Below are 14,081 nucleotides of genomic sequence, written 5' to 3'. Positions count from 1 at the left end.
GGTCCGCTGCTACCGTCGACAACGGACCGATACCTAACAAACGTTTGGTGGAAAGGTAGCCGATGGGCATCTCCACCGCACGCCCCGAACCGGGCATCGCCGTCGTCACCGTGGACGTCCCGCCCGTCAACGCCCTGCCCGTGCGCGGCTGGTACGCGCTGGCGGACGCGGTCCGCACGGCCGGCGCCGACCCGGACACCCGCTGCGTCCTGCTCACCGCCGCCGGGCGGGGCTTCAACGCCGGCGTGGACCTCAAGGAGTTGATCGGCACACCGGGCCACCGGGCCCTCGTCGACGTCAACCACGCCTGTGCCGAAGCCTTCTCCGCCGTCTACGACTGTCCCGTCCCGGTCGTCGCGGCCGTGCACGGCCACTGTCTGGGCGGCGGCGTCGGTCTCGTGGGCAACGCCGACGCGGTCGTCGCCTCCGACGACGCGGTGTTCGGGCTGCCCGAGCTCGACCGGGGCGCACTGGGCGCCGCCACCCACCTCTCCCGTCTCGTACCCCAGCATCTGATGCGCACGCTCTTCTACACCTCGCGCACCGTCACGGCCGCCGAGCTCCACCGGCACGGCTCGGTCTGGCGCGTCACGCCCCGGCCGGGGCTCGCCGGGGCGGCGCTGGAGCTGGCGCGGGAGATCGCGGCGAAGGACGGCGCGTTGCTGCGCATGGCCAAGGCCGCGCTCAACGGCATCGACCCCGTCGACGTCCGGCGGGGCTACCGCTACGAGCAGGGCTTCACCTTCGAGGCCGCCCTCGGCGGCGTCGGCGACCGCCACCGCGCCGCCTTCGCCGCCGGCCGGCCGGGCCCGGGGAGGGAGGGGGCATGACGGCCGACAAGAGGATGACCGCCGACGAGGCCGTGGCCCGGCTGGCGGACGGCATGACGATCGGCATCGGCGGCTGGGGGTCGCGCCGCAAGCCGATGGCGCTGGTCCGGGCCGTGCTGCGGGCCGGGCTGACCGATCTGACCGTCGTCTCCTACGGCGGCCCGGACGTCGGCCTGCTGGCGGCGGCGGGCCGGATCCGCAAGCTGGTGACGGCCTTCGTCTCCCTCGACTCGATCCCCCTCGAACCGCACTTCCGCGCGGCCCGGCAGCGGGGCGGGCTGGAGCTGGTGGAGCTCGACGAGGCGATGGTCATGTGGGGCCTGACGGCCGCCGCGCACCGGCTGCCGTTCCTGCCCGTGCGGGCCGGGCTCGGCTCGGACGTCATGACGGCGGACCCGGACCTGCGGACGGTGGTCTCGCCGTACGAGGACGGGGAGGAGCTGGTCGCCGTGCCCGCGCTGACCCTCGACGCGGCGCTGGTCCACCTCAACCGCGCGGACGCGCGCGGCAACGCCCAGTACCTGGGCCCGGATCCGTACTTCGACGACCTGTTCTGCGAGGCGGCCAAGGAGGCGTACGTCTCCTGCGAACGGATCGTCGGCAGCGAGGAGTTCACGGACGGGGGCGGGCCGCAGACGCTGCTCGTCCAGCGGCACTGCGTCACTGGGGTCGTCGAGGCGCCGGGCGGCGCCCACTTCACCTCGTGCGCGCCGGACTACGACCGCGACGAGGCGTTCCAGGCGGCGTACGCGCGGGCCGCCGCCGACCCGGCGGACTGGCGGGAGTTCGTCGCGCGGTTCCTGTCCGGCGACGAGGACGAGTACCGGACGGCGGTCGCGGCGACACGCGGGCGGGATGCCTCATGAACGCCAGCAGGGCCGAGATCTGCGTCGTGGCGTGCGCGGAGGTCTGGCGCGGCGACGGGGAGATCCTGGCGAGCCCGATGGGCACGGTCCCCACGATCGGGGCCCGGCTGGCGCGGCTGACGTTCGCCCCGGAGCTGCTGCTGACGGACGGCGAGGCGATGCTGATCGCCGACGTGCCGGCGCTGGGCCGCAGGGCCCGGGTGGTCGAGGGCTGGCTGCCGTTCCGCCGCCATCTGGCGCTGGTCACCGGGGGAAAACGGCATGTGATGATGGGCGCGAGCCAGCTCGACCGGTACGGCAACCAGAACATCAGCCGCATCGGCGACGCGCGCCGCCCCGACCGGCAGCTGCTGGGCGTACGCGGCGCGCCCGTCAACACGCTCAACCATCCCGTCAGTTACTGGATCCCCCGGCACTCCCCCCGGGTCCTGGTCGAGCGCGTCGACATGGTCTGCGGCGTCGGCCACGACCGGGCGGCCGCCGCCGGGCCCGCCGCGACGCGCTTCCACGGCCTCCGGCGCGTCGTCACCGATCTCGCGGTGCTGGACTTCGAGACGCCGGACCGCACGCTGCGGGTGCGGTCGCTGCACCCCGGCGTCACGGCCGAGGAGGTGCGGGCGGCCACCGGCTTCCCCCTCGACGTGCCGGCGGACGCACCGCGCACCCGGCCGCCGACGGCGGCCGAACTGCGGCTGATCCGCGAGGTCCTCGACCCGGACGGCCTCCGCGACCGCGAGGTGCGGCCGTGAGGACGGCCCTCACCGAGCTCGTGGGCGTCCGGCACCCCGTCGTGCAGACCGGCATGGGCTGGGTGGCGGGCCCCCGGCTGGTGACGGCCGTCGCCGCCGCCGGGGGCCTCGGCATCCTGGGCGCGGCCACCATGACGCCGGAGCGGCTGCGGGCCGCCGTCCGGGAGGTGCGGTCCCGGACCGACCAGCCCTTCGGCGTCAACCTGCGCGCGGACGCGGGCGACGCCGCCGAACGCGCCGCGATCCTGGTGGCGGAGGGGGTGCGGGTGGCGTCGTTCGCGCTGGCCCCCTCGCGGGAGCTGATCGCCCGCCTCAAGGACGCCGGCGTGGTCGTCATCCCCTCCGTCGGCGCCCGGCGGCACGCCGAGAAGGTCGTGGCGTGGGGCGCGGACGCGGTGATCGTCCAGGGCGGCGAGGGCGGCGGCCACACGGGCGAGGTCGCGACGTCGGTGCTGCTGCCGCAGGTCGTCGACGCGGTCGGCGTCCCGGTCGTCGCGGCGGGCGGCTTCCACGACGGCCGGGGCCTGGTCGCCGCCCTCGCCTACGGGGCGGCGGGCGTCGCCATGGGCACCCGCTTCCTGCTGACTTCCGACAGCACGGTCCCGGCGGCCGTGAAGGCCGCGTACCTCGCCGCGTCCGTCAAGGACGTCACCGTCACCGACCGGATCGACGGCCTGCCCCACCGCGTGCTGCGCACCCCCTTCGTCACCGCGCTGGAGCGCGCGGGCCGCACCGCCACGCTCGTGCGGGCGCTGCGGCACGCGGCGGCGTTCCGGGCGCTGTCGGGGCTGACGTGGCGGCGGATGCTGCGCGACGGGCGGGCCCTGCGGCACGGCGGGGAACTCGGCTGGGGGCGGGTGCTGCTGGCCGCGAACACGCCGATGCTGCTGAAGGCGGCGATGGTCGACGGCCGGACGGATCTGGGGGTGATGGCCGCCGGGCAGGTGGCGGGGGTCATCGAGGACCTGCCGTCCTGCGCGGCGCTGATCGAACGGATCATGGCGGAGGCGGAGGGGGTGCTGCGAGGATTGGGCCGGCATGTGCCGGAGGATCGGAGGTCCTGGCAATGAACGACACGGCCGCCCGCGCGCTGTGGGAGCTGTACGAACCCGTCCACGCCGTCGTGTACTTCGCCCCGGAGGCGCTGACCGCCTTCGAGGAGGCGGGGCTTCGGGGCTGGCGGCGCGGCTACTTCGCCGGGCGGGCGGCACCGCTCGGACCGGTGGGCCCGGAGCCGGTCACGGCGGCGTTCTTCGGCTTCGCGCCGGGGACGGTCGCCCGGGCGCTGCCGTCCGTATGGGACATCACTCCGCCCGCGCGCGCCCTGGAGATCCGGCGCGCGGGAGCGCGGGCGGCGCTGGAACGACTGCTGGCGGGCCGGGAGAAGGAGGCGGCACGGGCGGGGGAGCTGCTCGCCGGCGTCGCGGAGGGCCTGGACCACGGCGGGCGCGTGCTGTCCGCCGCGCACGCGGCGCAGCCCTGGCCCGACGACCCGCTGGAGCGCCTGTGGCACGCGGCGACGCTGCTGCGCGAGCACCGGGGCGACGGCCATGTGGCGGCCCTCGTCGCCGCCGGGCTCGACGGCTGCGAGGCGCTGGTGCTGCGGTCGGGCATCGACGTGCCGCGCTCGGAGCTCCAGCCCTACCGGGGCTGGACGGACGAGGAGTGGGAGGCGGCGGGGGCGCGGCTGGTGGGGCGGGGACTGCTGGAGCCCGGGGGCGCGGCGACGGACGCGGGCCGACGCGTTCTCGCGGTGGCGGAGGAGGCGACGGATCGTGCGGCGGGGCGGGTCTGGTCGCAGTCCGACTCCGGGGAACTGCGCGCGCTGCTCGCGCCGTTGGCGGCGGCGTGCGCTTCCGCGCTGCGATTCCCGAACCCGATCGGGTTGCCGGGCAAGGAGTAGTGGCCCCGGTCCCGCCCTTTCTCCCCCAGCTACCGCTGGGAGGTGCCCCCAGTTTCCTGGGGCTCCGCCCCAGACCCCGGTCCTCAAACGCCGGACGGGCTGTATTCAGCCGCTGAACACCGTGCTCGCCAGGGCCACATGGATCGCCGTGCCGCCCAGGACGCTCAGGACCGCGTTGCGGCGCCACAGGTGGAGGCCGAGCGTGGCCGCGAGGGCCAGGGCGACGGGTGGGGCGGTCGTGAGGGAGACGTCGCGGAGGGTGTACACGGTGAGGATCACCATCACACCGACCGGCATGTGCACGCTGAGGTAACGCAGGGTGTCGCTCGCCCGCAGGGGGGCCAGCGCGGCGAAGGGGAGGCAGCGGAGCGCCCAGGTGACGGCGGCGGATATGGCGATGGCGGCGGCGACGTACGTCGCGTGGTCAGGCACGGGCCGTCTCCCCTCGCGGCGCGAACGCGCGGCGGGCCAGGAGCCCGGCGGTGAACAGCCCCAGCGCGGCGAGCAGCATCTGCCCCGGCAGGACGAAACGGGCGACCAGCGCGCACACCAGGGCGAGGGCGGGCGTGGGCATGTCGCGCCGGGCGAGGTAGGCGTCGACGGCCAGGACGACGAACAGGGCGGTCAGCGCGAAGTCCAGGCCGGTCAGTTCGGCAGGGACCAGCGCGCCGAAGAGCGCGCCGAGGGTGGCGCCGACGACCCAGTAGACCTGGCACAGCGCCTGGAGCCAGACGATCCGCCGACCGCTCCACTCGTGCGCCGACTCCCCCGTGGTCAGCGCGTATGCCTCGTCCGTCAGCGTGTAGGTGCTGTAGACCTTGCCGGCGCGGCTCCTGACGCGGTGCAGCGGGAAGGACAGGGCGTAGAAGACGTGCCGGAAGTTGACCAGGAACGCCGTGAGCGCGACCTGGGCCAGCGGCGTCGCCGCGGCGATCAGGCCGACGAGGAGGAATTCCAGCGAGCCCGCGTACACGAAGGCGGTGATCGCGGTCGCCCACCACCAGTCCAGCCCCGCGTGGACGACGAGCACGCCGAGGGCTATGCCCAGCGGGAACAGGGCCAGGCCCACGGAACTGGAGTCCTTGAGGGCCGACCGGAAGTCGGACGTGGCGGGAGGGGGTGGGGCGGTGTCCTGGCGCTCGCGGCCGACGGCCACGTCTGACGGGGCGTTCATGCGGCAATTTTAGGTTTTTGACCGCGTAATTTGGTTTCCGATCATTCCTCCGTTTCGCGCTCGTGCGACACTTCATTACATGGACGCCATCGACCGGGAAATTTTGTTCCATCTGCGCCAGGACGGTCGTCTGACCAACGTCGAGCTGGCCAAACGCGTCGGCCTGACGCCGCCGCCGTGCCTGCGCCGGGTCAAGCGCCTGGAGGACGAGGGGATCATCACCGGCTACCGGGCCCGGATCGACCCGGCGGCGTCCGGCCGGCACTTCGAGGTGATGGCCGCCGTGGAGATCGGCGTCAACGACCTCCAGACGGTCGAGGAGCTGGAGTCCGCGATCGCCTCCTACGACGAGGTCGTCGAGTTCCACCGTCTCTTCGGCCGCCCGGACTATTTCATCCGGGTCGCCGTCGAGGACCACGCGGCGTACGAGACGTTCCTGACCACCAAGCTGATCGGGCTGCGGGCCGTCACCCGGGTCGACTCCCACCTCGTCATGAAGAAGATCAAGACGGACGACTGAGGGTCTTCACGACCGCTCGACGATCGTCACGTTCGCCTGTCCGCCCCCCTCGCACATCACCTGCAGGCCGAAGCGTCCGCCCGCCCGCTCCAGCTCCGCCACCAGCGTCGTCATCAGTCTCGCCCCCGTCGCCCCCAGCGGGTGCCCGAGCGCTATCGCGCCGCCGTTGACGTTGACGCGGTCCGGGTCGGCGCCGGTCTCCTTCAGCCAGGCCAGGACGACGGGCGCGAATGCCTCGTTGACCTCGAAGAGGTCGATGTCGTCCACGCCGAGGCCCGCCCGGCGCAGCGCGCGGGCCGTCGCCGGGATGGGGGCGGTGAGCATGCGGATGGGGTCCTCGCCGCGTGCGGAGAGGTGGTGGATCCGGGCGCGGGGGGTCAGCCCGTGGTCGCGCACGGCACGCTCGTTCGCGATCAGCAGGGCCGCCGCGCCGTCCGAGACCTGGGAGGAGACGGCGGCGGTCAGCCGCCCGCCGGGGACGAGGGGCTGGAGGGCGGCCATGCGGGCGAGGGAGGTGTCGCGGCGCGGGCCCTCGTCGGCCGTCACGTCCCCGTACGGCACGGTCTCCCGGGTGAAGCGGCCCTCGTCGACGGCGCGCACCGCCCGTTCGTGGGAGCGGAGCGCGTACTCCTCCATGGCTTCGCGGGTGACGCCCCACTGGTCGGCGACGGTCTCCGCGCCGTGGAACTGGTTGACGGGCCGGTCGCCGTAGCGGGCGCGCCAGCCGTGGGAGCCGGCGAAGGGGCCTTGGGTGAGGCCGAGGGGTTCGGTGGCGCGGTGGAAGGCGTAGCCGATGGGGATCTGCGACATGCTCTGGGTGCCGCCGGCCACGACGAGGTCCTGGGTGCCGGAGAGGACGGCCTGGGCGGCGAAGTGGACGGCCTGCTGGCCGGAGCCGCACTGCCGGTCGACGGTGACGCCGGGGACCTCCTCGGGAAGGCCGGCGGCCAGCCAGCTGGTGCGGGCGATGTCCCCGGCCTGCGGGCCGACGGTGTCGAGGCAGCCGAGGACGACGTCGTCGACGGCCGCCGGGTCGACGCCCGTGCGCCGGATGAGTTCGGCGATGACATGGGCGCCCAGGTCGGCGGGGTGGACGGCGGCGAGGGCGCCGCCGCGGCGGCCGACGGGGGTGCGTACCGCTTCGACGATGAACGCTTCGGCCATGACGGGCTCCTAGGGTCGTGGGGCGATGCCGTCCAGGACCATGGACAGGTACTGCCGGGCGATCTCCTCCGCGCTGTGCGTCCCGCCGGGCCGGTACCAGGACGCGGCCACCCAGACGGTGTCGCGCAGGAAGCGGTAGGCGAGGCGGGTGTCGAGGTCGGCGCGGAAGGCCCGGTCGGCCACGCCGCGCCGGAGGACACCCAGCCACATCTCCTCGAACCTCCGCCGGGAGTCGGCGAGGTAGGCGAAGCGGGGGTTCCCGGCGAGGTGCGGGGACTCCTTCTGGTAGAGGGCGACGGCCGCGCGGTGCCGGTCGATCTCGCGGAAGGACTCGGTGACGAGCGCGGTGACGGTCTCGCGGGGGCCGTGCCCGGCGGCGAGGACGGCGTCGTAGCGGGCCCACAGGTCGTCGAGGAAGCCGGTGAGGATCTCGTCGAGCATCGACTCCTTGGAGTCGAAGTGGTAGTAGAGGCTTCCGGCGAGCATGCCCGCCTCGTCGGCGATCCGGCGGACGGTGGTGGCCCGGTAGCCGTGCTCGGCGAACACCTCGGCGGCCGTGGCGAGGAGTTCCTCGCGCCGCGTGGGGGTGGTCTTCTTGCTGGTCGGCTCGCTGGTCGGCACGGTGCCATTCTCGTTCACGCGCGCTGGCTGCTGACGGCGACGGTCTCCCCGGTCATGTACGAGGAGTAGTCGCTGGCGAGGAAGACGATGACGTTGGCGATCTCCCAGGGCTCGGCCGCCCTGCCGAACGCCTCTCGTTCCGCCAGCCGTTCCAGCAGCTCGGGTGTGGTGACCCGGGCGAGGTGGGGGTGGGCGGCGAGGCTGGGGGCGACGGCGTTGACGCGGACGCCGTGATCGGCGGCCTCCAGGGCCGCGCAGCGGGTGAGGGCCATGACGCCGGCCTTGGCGGCGGCGTAGTGGGCCTGGCCGCGCTGGGCGCGCCAGCCGAGGACCGAGGCGTTGTTGACGACGGCGCCGCCGGTGCCGCGCGCCCGCATGCGGCGCAGGGCGGCGCGGGTGCAGCGGAAGGTGCCGGTGAGGGTGGTGTCAAGGACGCGGTGCCACTGTTCGTCGGTCATGTCGGCGAGTTCGGCGGTGCCGCCGAGGCCCGCGTTGTTGACGAGGACGTCGAGGGTTCCGTGGCGTTCCTCGGCGAGGTCGAGGAGGGCGGCGACATGGGCCTCGTCGGTGACGTCGCAGGGCGTCCCGGCCACGCGGCCCGCCCCGAACTCCCCGGCGAGCCCGGCCACGACGTGTTCGAGGCGGGGCGCGTGGGCGTCGCCCAGGACCACGCTCGCGCCCTCCTCCAGGAAGCGGCGGGCGGTGGCGCCGCCGATGCCGGTGCCCGCGGCGGCGGTGATGACGGCGGTGCGGCCGGTCAGCAGGTCGTGGCCGGGTGGCGGGGGCGGCGGGCCGGAGCTCTCGACGCTGCTCATGGCCCCACGCTAACCTACCAAACACTTGTTAGGGAAGGATGGTTGATGACCACTGACCCTGTGGACGCCGGTCCTGTCGTGCGCTACGAGTGCGACGGCCCCGTCGCGACCGTCACCATGAACCGGCCCGCGTACCGCAACGCGCAGAACTCCGCGATGACCTACGCCCTGGACTCGGCCTTCTCCGAGGCGGCGGCCGACGACGGCGTCCGCGTCGTCGTCCTGGCCGGGGCGGGCGAGCACTTCTCGGCCGGGCACGACATCGGGTCGCCCGGCCGGGACGAGCACCTGTCGTTCCCACGCCGGGCCGGACTGTGGTGGGACCACTCCGGCAGGTCCGGCGCCGAGCGGCGCTTCGCCCGCGAGTCCGAGGTGTATCTCGGGATGTGCCGACGCTGGCGCGAGCTGCCCAAGCCACTGATCGCGAGCGTCCAGGGGGCGTGCGTGGCGGGCGGGTTGACGCTGGCCTGGGTGTGCGACCTGATCGTGGCGAGCGAGGACGCGTTCTTCGCCGACCCGGTCGTACGGATGGGCATCCCGGGCGTCGAGTACTTCGCCCACCCGTGGGTGATGCCGCCGCGGATCGCCAAGGAACTCCTCTACACCGGCGACCGGATGAGCGCACGCCGCGCGTACGAGGTGGGGATGGTCAACCGGGTGGTGCCGCGCGACGCGCTGGCCGCCGAGACCCGCGCCCTGGCCGGGCGGATCGCCCGGATGCCCCGGATGGGCCTGGCCCTGACCAAGCGGGCGGTCAACCAGGCCGAGGATCTCCAGGGGCTGCACAGCGGCCTGGACTCGGCCTTCGCCCTCCACCACCTCGCGCACGCGCACAACGCGGAGACGTCCGGCGATCCGCTCGCCGGGATGGACGCCCGGGCCATGAAGGACCGCTGATGGACCTCGATCTCACCCCCGAGGAGACCGCCTTCCGCGCGGAGGCGCGGGCCTGGCTGGTGGAGCACGTGCCCGCCGCCCCGCTCGCGCCGCCGGAGACCGCGCGGGGCTTCGCCGAGCACCGGGCGTGGGAGCGGACGCTGTACGAGGGCCGCTGGTCGGCGGTCTCCTGGCCGTGCGCGTACGGGGGCCGGGGCGCCTCGCCCGTGGAGTCGCTGGTCTTCGAGGAGGAGTACCACGCGGCGGGCGCGCCCGTCCGGATCTCCCAGAACGGCATCGCCCTGCTCGCCCCCACGCTCCTCGCGCACGGCACCGAGGAGCAGCGGGCGCGGCTCCTGCCGCCGATGGCGCGCGGCGAGACGGTCTGGGCCCAGGCGTGGTCCGAGCCCGAGGCGGGCTCCGACCTGGCGGCGCTCCGCTCGGTCGCGGCCCGCACGGACGGCGGCTGGCTGCTCAGCGGGAACAAGACGTGGTCGTCGCGGGCGGTGTTCGCGGACCGGGCCTTCGGCCTGTTCCGCAGCCACCCCGGCGCGGACCGTCCGCACCGGGGGCTGACGTACGCGCTGTTCCCGCTGGACGCGCCCGGGGTGACCGTACGGCCCGTCGGGCGTCTCGACGGGAAGCCGGTGTTCGCCGAGATCTTCCTGGACGAGGTCTTCGTGCCCGACGAGGACGTCGTCGGGGAGCCGGGGCAGGGCTGGCGGGTGGCGATGAGCACGGCGGGCAGCGAGCGCGGGACGACGCTGCGCGCCCCGGGCCGGTTCACGGCGGCGGCCGGGCGGCTGGTGGAGCTGTGGCGTTCGGCCGCCGGTTCCGGTCCCGGTGACGCGGCGCTGCGGGACCGGGTCGCGGACGCGGTGATCCGGGCGCGGGCGTACCGGCTGTACGCCTACGCGCAAGCGTCGCGGCCGGATCCGCCGTCGGGGGCCGAGGCGAGCCTGACGAAGGTGTTCTGGTCGGAGCTGGACCTCGCGCTGCACGAGACGGCCCTCGACCTGCTGGGCGCGGACGGCGAACTCGTCGACGCGGACTGGGCGCAGGGCTGGCTGTTCGCCCTGGCCGGGCCGGTCTACGCCGGGACGAACGAGATCCAGCGGGATGTGATCGCGGAGCGGCTGCTGGGGCTGCCGAAGGGACGGCGGGGATGAGGTTCGCGCTGGACGACGGGCAGACGGCCTTCGGGCGCTCGCTGGACCGGATGTTCGCGGCGGCGGACACGCCCTCGGCGGTGCGGGCGTGGGCGCGCGGCGAGCACGGGCCGGGGCGGGCGCTGTGGCGCCGGGCGGCGGACGCGGGCGTGTTCACGCTGGCGGCGCCCGGCGGGCTGGGCGGGGTGGGGCCGCTGCCGGTGGAAGTGGGCGTCGCGTTCGTCGAGTTCGGCCGGCACTGCGTGCCGGGCCCGCTGGTGGAGACGGTGGCGGTGACGGCCCTGCTGTCGCGGCTGGCGGAGACCGGGGAGGCGGCGCCCGCGAAGGAGTGGGTGCCGAGGGTGTGCGCGGGCCGGGCGCGGCTGACTCTGGCGGCTCCGGCCCGCGCCGAGCACGGCCCTCGCGCCGGCCGGGCGGCGGCGCCGGCCGGGGGGCCGTACGCGCCGGCCGCCGACGCGGTCTTCGTGGCGACGGCCGGCGCCGAGGATGCGGCGCCCGAGCCGCGCCCGGCGCCCGGTCACGGCCCGGTCCTGCGGTCCATCGATCCCGCGCGGCCGTACGCGCTGGACGCGGACGCGGCGGACGCGGTGTTCGTGGTGACCAGCGGTGCCGGGGACACGGCGGACGGGGACGCGGCGGACGGGCTGTGGCTGGCGCCCGGTCACGGGCCGGTCCTGCCGTCCGTCGACCCCGCGAGGCGTCTGGCCGTTCCGGCGGCGGGCGGGGAGCGGCTGGCGGCCGGGCCCGCCGTGCGGGACGCGACGGCGTACGCGCGCCTGTGGGCGGCGTACGCGACCGCCGCCCAGGCGCTCGGAGTGGGGCACGCGCTCCTCGACCGGACGGTGGCCCACGCACGGCGGCGCGTCCAGTTCGGCACGGTGATCGGTTCGTTCCAGGCGGTCAAGCACCGGCTGGCGGACGCGCTGATCGGCCTGGAGTTCGCGCGGCCGCTGCTGTACGGCGCGGCCGTGGCCCTCGCGGCGGGCTCCCCGGGCGCCCGGGCGGAGGTGGCGGCTGCCAAGGCGGCCGCCTGCGACGCGGCGTACGCGGCGGCGCGCACGGCGCTCCAGGTGCACGGGGCGATCGGCTACACGTCCGCATACGAGCTGTCGCTGTGGCTGGGCAAGGCACGGGCCTTGCGGCAGGCGTGGGGGTCGCCGGAGGAGTGCCGCCGGGACGCCCTGGAACTCCCCCACTGAACTCTTTCACCAGTAAAACACCTGCTAATGTTTTTGTATGGCGAAGCTCCCTCCCCTGCCCCTGCGCGGTGTCGTCCGGCTGAAGCCGGCGGCGGACGGCTGGGCCCGGCCCGCGCTGAGCGCGGCCCTCGCGCTGGCCGTCCCCGACGTGACGCTCCTCGCGCTCGGCCGCCTCGACCTCGCCCTGTACATCGCCGCCGGCGCGCTCTGCGCGCTGTACGGGCACGACCGGCCCTACGCCCGGCGCGCCCGGACGCTGGCCTGGGTGGTCCTGGGCGCGGTCGCGGGCATGGGCGTGGCCCTGACCGGTGCCGCCCTCGTCCACTCGGCTCCCCTGCTGGTGCTGCTCGCGGCACTCGTCGCGGCGGCCCACAAGGCCGTGTGCGACGCCGCGCGGATCGGGCCGCCGGGGAACGTGGTGCTGACGTTCGTCACGTCGACGGCGTTCTTCGTGCCGCAGCGGGCCGCGGAGGTGCCCGCGCATCTGGGCCTGGTCGCGGCGAGCGGGGCCCTGGCCTGGCTGATCTGCATGGCCCCGGGCCTCGTCCGGCCGCGTGGGCCGGAGCGGATCGCCGTGGCACGGGCCCTGGAGGCGGCGGCCCGGGGCGACCGGCACGCGGTGCTGGTGACAGCGGGGGCGGCGCGGCGGGCGTGCGCGGGCGACCCTGCCCTGGAGGCCCTGGTCAGGTGGGCCGAGGCAGCGTCCGAGGGGGAGGCGGGGCGGCTGCGGGAGGTGGCGCGGGGGCTGCGCCGTGGGAATTCCCCGATCCCGGCCCTTCCCGATGCCGAGGGCTTCGCCCCCGGGCCCCCGTTCCGCGCTGACGCGCGGTGTCCTCGAACGCCGGACGGGCTGTATGTGGCCGCGACCCGCGTCGCGCTCGGCGGCACCCTCGCCGGGTGGATCGCCCTCGCGCTGGGCGGTACGCACCCCCACTGGGCCGTCGTCGCCGCCGCGTCCGTCGTCCAGGCGCACGCCTCCGCGTCCTGGCAGCGCGGCGCACAGCGCGTGATCGGCAATGTCGTGGGGCTGGCGCTGTTCGCCGCGCTGCTGCCCCTCGCCCGGACGGGCGAGGTCGTCATGGTGGCGGTCGCGCTCGCGCTCCAGGTCACGGCGGAGGCGACCATCGCCCGGAACTACTGGCTGGGCAGCGTGTTCGTGACCCCGATGGCCCTGCTGCTGGGCGAGTTCGCCGGGGCGCACCCGGCGGGCGGGACCATGGCGGACCGGGGCGTCGACACGGTGGCGGGCGCCGCGGTGGGGGTGCTGGTCTGCCTGCTGGTCGCCGACGGACGGGCCGTGGCACGGGTGGAGGCCGCCCTCGCCCGGGTCCGCGACGCGCGTGCCGACGCGCATGACGGCACGCGGGATCCCGCGGGGGCCCGGGAGCGACTCGGGGCGGCGCTGCTGGAGCTGCGCGCGGCGGCGGACGTCGCGGCCGGCGAGCGGCGGCGGCACCCGCTGCCCGAGGCGCGGATCGCCCACGAGGAGCACGAGGGGCACCGGGCCCTGGCCGCCCTCCGCGCCCCCGCGCCCGCCGCCGGCTGACGCCGGCCGGCGGCACGCGGCCCTCCGGCGGGCCTCGACGGATCCGCCCGCGCACGTCGCGGCAGAATCTACCGGGGAACACCGACTGGAGAGGATCGAGAACTGTGGCCGAGGACGCCGAGGACATCGTCGCGCGCGTGCTGCGCCAGTGGCAGCGGGTCCACCCCGGGCTGGACACCGCGCCGATGGCCGTGATCGGCAGGCTCAACCGGTGCGCCGCCCTGCTCCAGCAGGCCACGGACGCCCCGTTGGTGCGCGAGGGGCTGACGCGGGCGGAGTTCGACATCCTGGGCACCCTGCGGCGCACGGGCCGGGAGCTCACGCCCGGGCAGATCGCCCGGGAGACGTTCGCCTCGGGCGCGGCCGTCACCAAGCGGCTGCGGGTGCTGGAGGAGCGCGGCCTGGTCGCCCGCCGCCCGGACGACCGCGACCGGCGGGTGGCCCACCTGTCGCTGACCGACTCCGGCCGGGAGCTCATCGACGTACTGATCCCGCGCCAGCTGGAGTACGAGCAGGCGCTGCTCGCGGGGCTCGGCAAGGACCGGCAGGACGAGCTCGCCGACACCCTCGCCGAGTTGCTCGTCCTCCTGGAGGGGCGGCTCGGCGGCCTCCAACCCTGAGAGGCTGGCGCCGACTGGCGCGGTCGTTC

16 protein-coding genes are annotated in these 14,081 nt (G+C 75.3%); 11 read left to right on the top strand and 5 right to left on the bottom strand.

Translation table 11 applies throughout. The features are described 5' to 3' along the window. Nucleotides 1-62 precede the first annotated feature (62 nt). The 5 genes from ACX9I7_RS12275 to ACX9I7_RS12255 are packed head-to-tail and all read left to right on the top strand — an operon-like array spanning nucleotide 63 to nucleotide 4,348. Nucleotides 63-830, top strand: a complete 768-nt coding sequence (locus tag ACX9I7_RS12275) for an enoyl-CoA hydratase family protein (protein ID WP_387567859.1) — start codon at nucleotides 63-65, stop codon at nucleotides 828-830. Then, the gene (locus ACX9I7_RS12270) at nucleotides 827-1,696 is read left to right on the top strand and encodes a CoA transferase subunit A (RefSeq protein ID WP_387567857.1); all 870 of its coding nucleotides are present in this window, start codon (nucleotides 827-829) and stop codon (nucleotides 1,694-1,696) included. The genes ACX9I7_RS12275 and ACX9I7_RS12270 overlap by 4 nt, the downstream gene beginning before the upstream one ends. Then, the gene (locus ACX9I7_RS12265) at nucleotides 1,693-2,445 is read left to right on the top strand and encodes a CoA-transferase subunit beta (RefSeq protein WP_459387322.1); all 753 of its coding nucleotides are present in this window, start codon (nucleotides 1,693-1,695) and stop codon (nucleotides 2,443-2,445) included. The genes ACX9I7_RS12270 and ACX9I7_RS12265 overlap by 4 nt, the downstream gene beginning before the upstream one ends. After that, complete coding sequence (locus ACX9I7_RS12260; protein ID WP_459387321.1) at nucleotides 2,442-3,515, top strand: NAD(P)H-dependent flavin oxidoreductase; 1,074 nt, start codon at nucleotides 2,442-2,444, stop codon at nucleotides 3,513-3,515. The genes ACX9I7_RS12265 and ACX9I7_RS12260 overlap by 4 nt, the downstream gene beginning before the upstream one ends. After that, entirely contained in the window at nucleotides 3,512-4,348 is an 837-nt protein-coding gene (locus ACX9I7_RS12255; RefSeq protein WP_459387320.1) for an SCO6745 family protein, read from the top strand. Before ACX9I7_RS12260 ends, ACX9I7_RS12255 begins: the two co-directional genes overlap by 4 nt. Nucleotides 4,349-4,453: 105 nt before the next feature. Here the strand turns inward: ACX9I7_RS12255 and ACX9I7_RS12250 are convergent, their stop codons facing one another. Together ACX9I7_RS12250 and ACX9I7_RS12245 are read right to left on the bottom strand one after the other, a co-directional pair. Further along, nucleotides 4,454-4,780 carry a branched-chain amino acid transporter permease gene (locus tag ACX9I7_RS12250; protein WP_459387319.1) on the bottom strand — a complete coding sequence of 109 codons (327 nt, stop codon included), beginning with the start codon at nucleotides 4,778-4,780 and terminating at the stop codon, nucleotides 4,454-4,456. Beyond that, nucleotides 4,773-5,522, bottom strand: a complete 750-nt coding sequence (locus ACX9I7_RS12245) for an AzlC family ABC transporter permease (RefSeq protein WP_459387318.1) — start codon at nucleotides 5,520-5,522, stop codon at nucleotides 4,773-4,775. Before ACX9I7_RS12245 ends, ACX9I7_RS12250 begins: the two co-directional genes overlap by 8 nt. Before the next feature lie 79 nt (nucleotides 5,523-5,601). Here ACX9I7_RS12245 and ACX9I7_RS12240 point away from each other — a divergent pair, with 79 nt between their 5' ends. Then, nucleotides 5,602-6,042 carry an Lrp/AsnC family transcriptional regulator gene (locus ACX9I7_RS12240; RefSeq protein WP_459387317.1) on the top strand — a complete coding sequence of 147 codons (441 nt, stop codon included), beginning with the start codon at nucleotides 5,602-5,604 and terminating at the stop codon, nucleotides 6,040-6,042. Nucleotides 6,043-6,048: 6 nt separating this feature from the next. On the opposite strand, the gene ACX9I7_RS12235 is transcribed toward ACX9I7_RS12240, so the two are convergent. The 3 genes from ACX9I7_RS12235 to ACX9I7_RS12225 are packed head-to-tail and all read right to left on the bottom strand — an operon-like array spanning nucleotide 6,049 to nucleotide 8,642. After that, the gene (locus ACX9I7_RS12235; RefSeq protein ID WP_459387316.1) at nucleotides 6,049-7,206 is read right to left on the bottom strand and encodes an acetyl-CoA C-acetyltransferase; all 1,158 of its coding nucleotides are present in this window, start codon (nucleotides 7,204-7,206) and stop codon (nucleotides 6,049-6,051) included. Nucleotides 7,207-7,215: 9 nt separating this feature from the next. After that, entirely contained in the window at nucleotides 7,216-7,845 is a 630-nt protein-coding gene (locus tag ACX9I7_RS12230; RefSeq protein WP_459387315.1) for a TetR/AcrR family transcriptional regulator, read from the bottom strand. Continuing rightward, nucleotides 7,842-8,642: an SDR family oxidoreductase gene (locus tag ACX9I7_RS12225; RefSeq protein ID WP_459387314.1), complete on the bottom strand. Its 801-nt coding sequence runs from the start codon at nucleotides 8,640-8,642 to the stop codon at nucleotides 7,842-7,844. Before ACX9I7_RS12225 ends, ACX9I7_RS12230 begins: the two co-directional genes overlap by 4 nt. 45 nt (nucleotides 8,643-8,687) lie before the next feature. On the opposite strand from ACX9I7_RS12225, the gene ACX9I7_RS12220 reads away from it, so the two are divergent. The 5 genes from ACX9I7_RS12220 (at nucleotide 8,688) to ACX9I7_RS12200 (ending at nucleotide 14,052) form a co-directional block, all read left to right on the top strand. Beyond that, nucleotides 8,688-9,539 carry an enoyl-CoA hydratase gene (locus tag ACX9I7_RS12220; protein ID WP_459387313.1) on the top strand — a complete coding sequence of 284 codons (852 nt, stop codon included), beginning with the start codon at nucleotides 8,688-8,690 and terminating at the stop codon, nucleotides 9,537-9,539. Continuing rightward, nucleotides 9,539-10,687, top strand: a complete 1,149-nt coding sequence (locus ACX9I7_RS12215; RefSeq protein WP_459387312.1) for an acyl-CoA dehydrogenase family protein — start codon at nucleotides 9,539-9,541, stop codon at nucleotides 10,685-10,687. The genes ACX9I7_RS12220 and ACX9I7_RS12215 overlap by 1 nt, the downstream gene beginning before the upstream one ends. Then, nucleotides 10,684-11,886, top strand: a complete 1,203-nt coding sequence (locus tag ACX9I7_RS12210; RefSeq protein ID WP_459387311.1) for an acyl-CoA dehydrogenase family protein — start codon at nucleotides 10,684-10,686, stop codon at nucleotides 11,884-11,886. The genes ACX9I7_RS12215 and ACX9I7_RS12210 overlap by 4 nt, the downstream gene beginning before the upstream one ends. 37 nt (nucleotides 11,887-11,923) lie before the next feature. Beyond that, nucleotides 11,924-13,432, top strand: a complete 1,509-nt coding sequence (locus ACX9I7_RS12205; RefSeq protein ID WP_459387310.1) for an FUSC family protein — start codon at nucleotides 11,924-11,926, stop codon at nucleotides 13,430-13,432. Between the two features lie 104 nt (nucleotides 13,433-13,536). Continuing rightward, nucleotides 13,537-14,052, top strand: coding sequence for a MarR family winged helix-turn-helix transcriptional regulator (locus tag ACX9I7_RS12200; RefSeq protein WP_387567833.1), 516 nt, complete (start codon nucleotides 13,537-13,539; stop codon nucleotides 14,050-14,052). Nucleotides 14,053-14,081: the final 29 nt, after the last annotated feature.

It is taken from the genome of Streptomyces sp. L500, from assembly GCF_054551825.1.
This window is presented reverse-complemented; position numbering and strand designations above follow the sequence as displayed.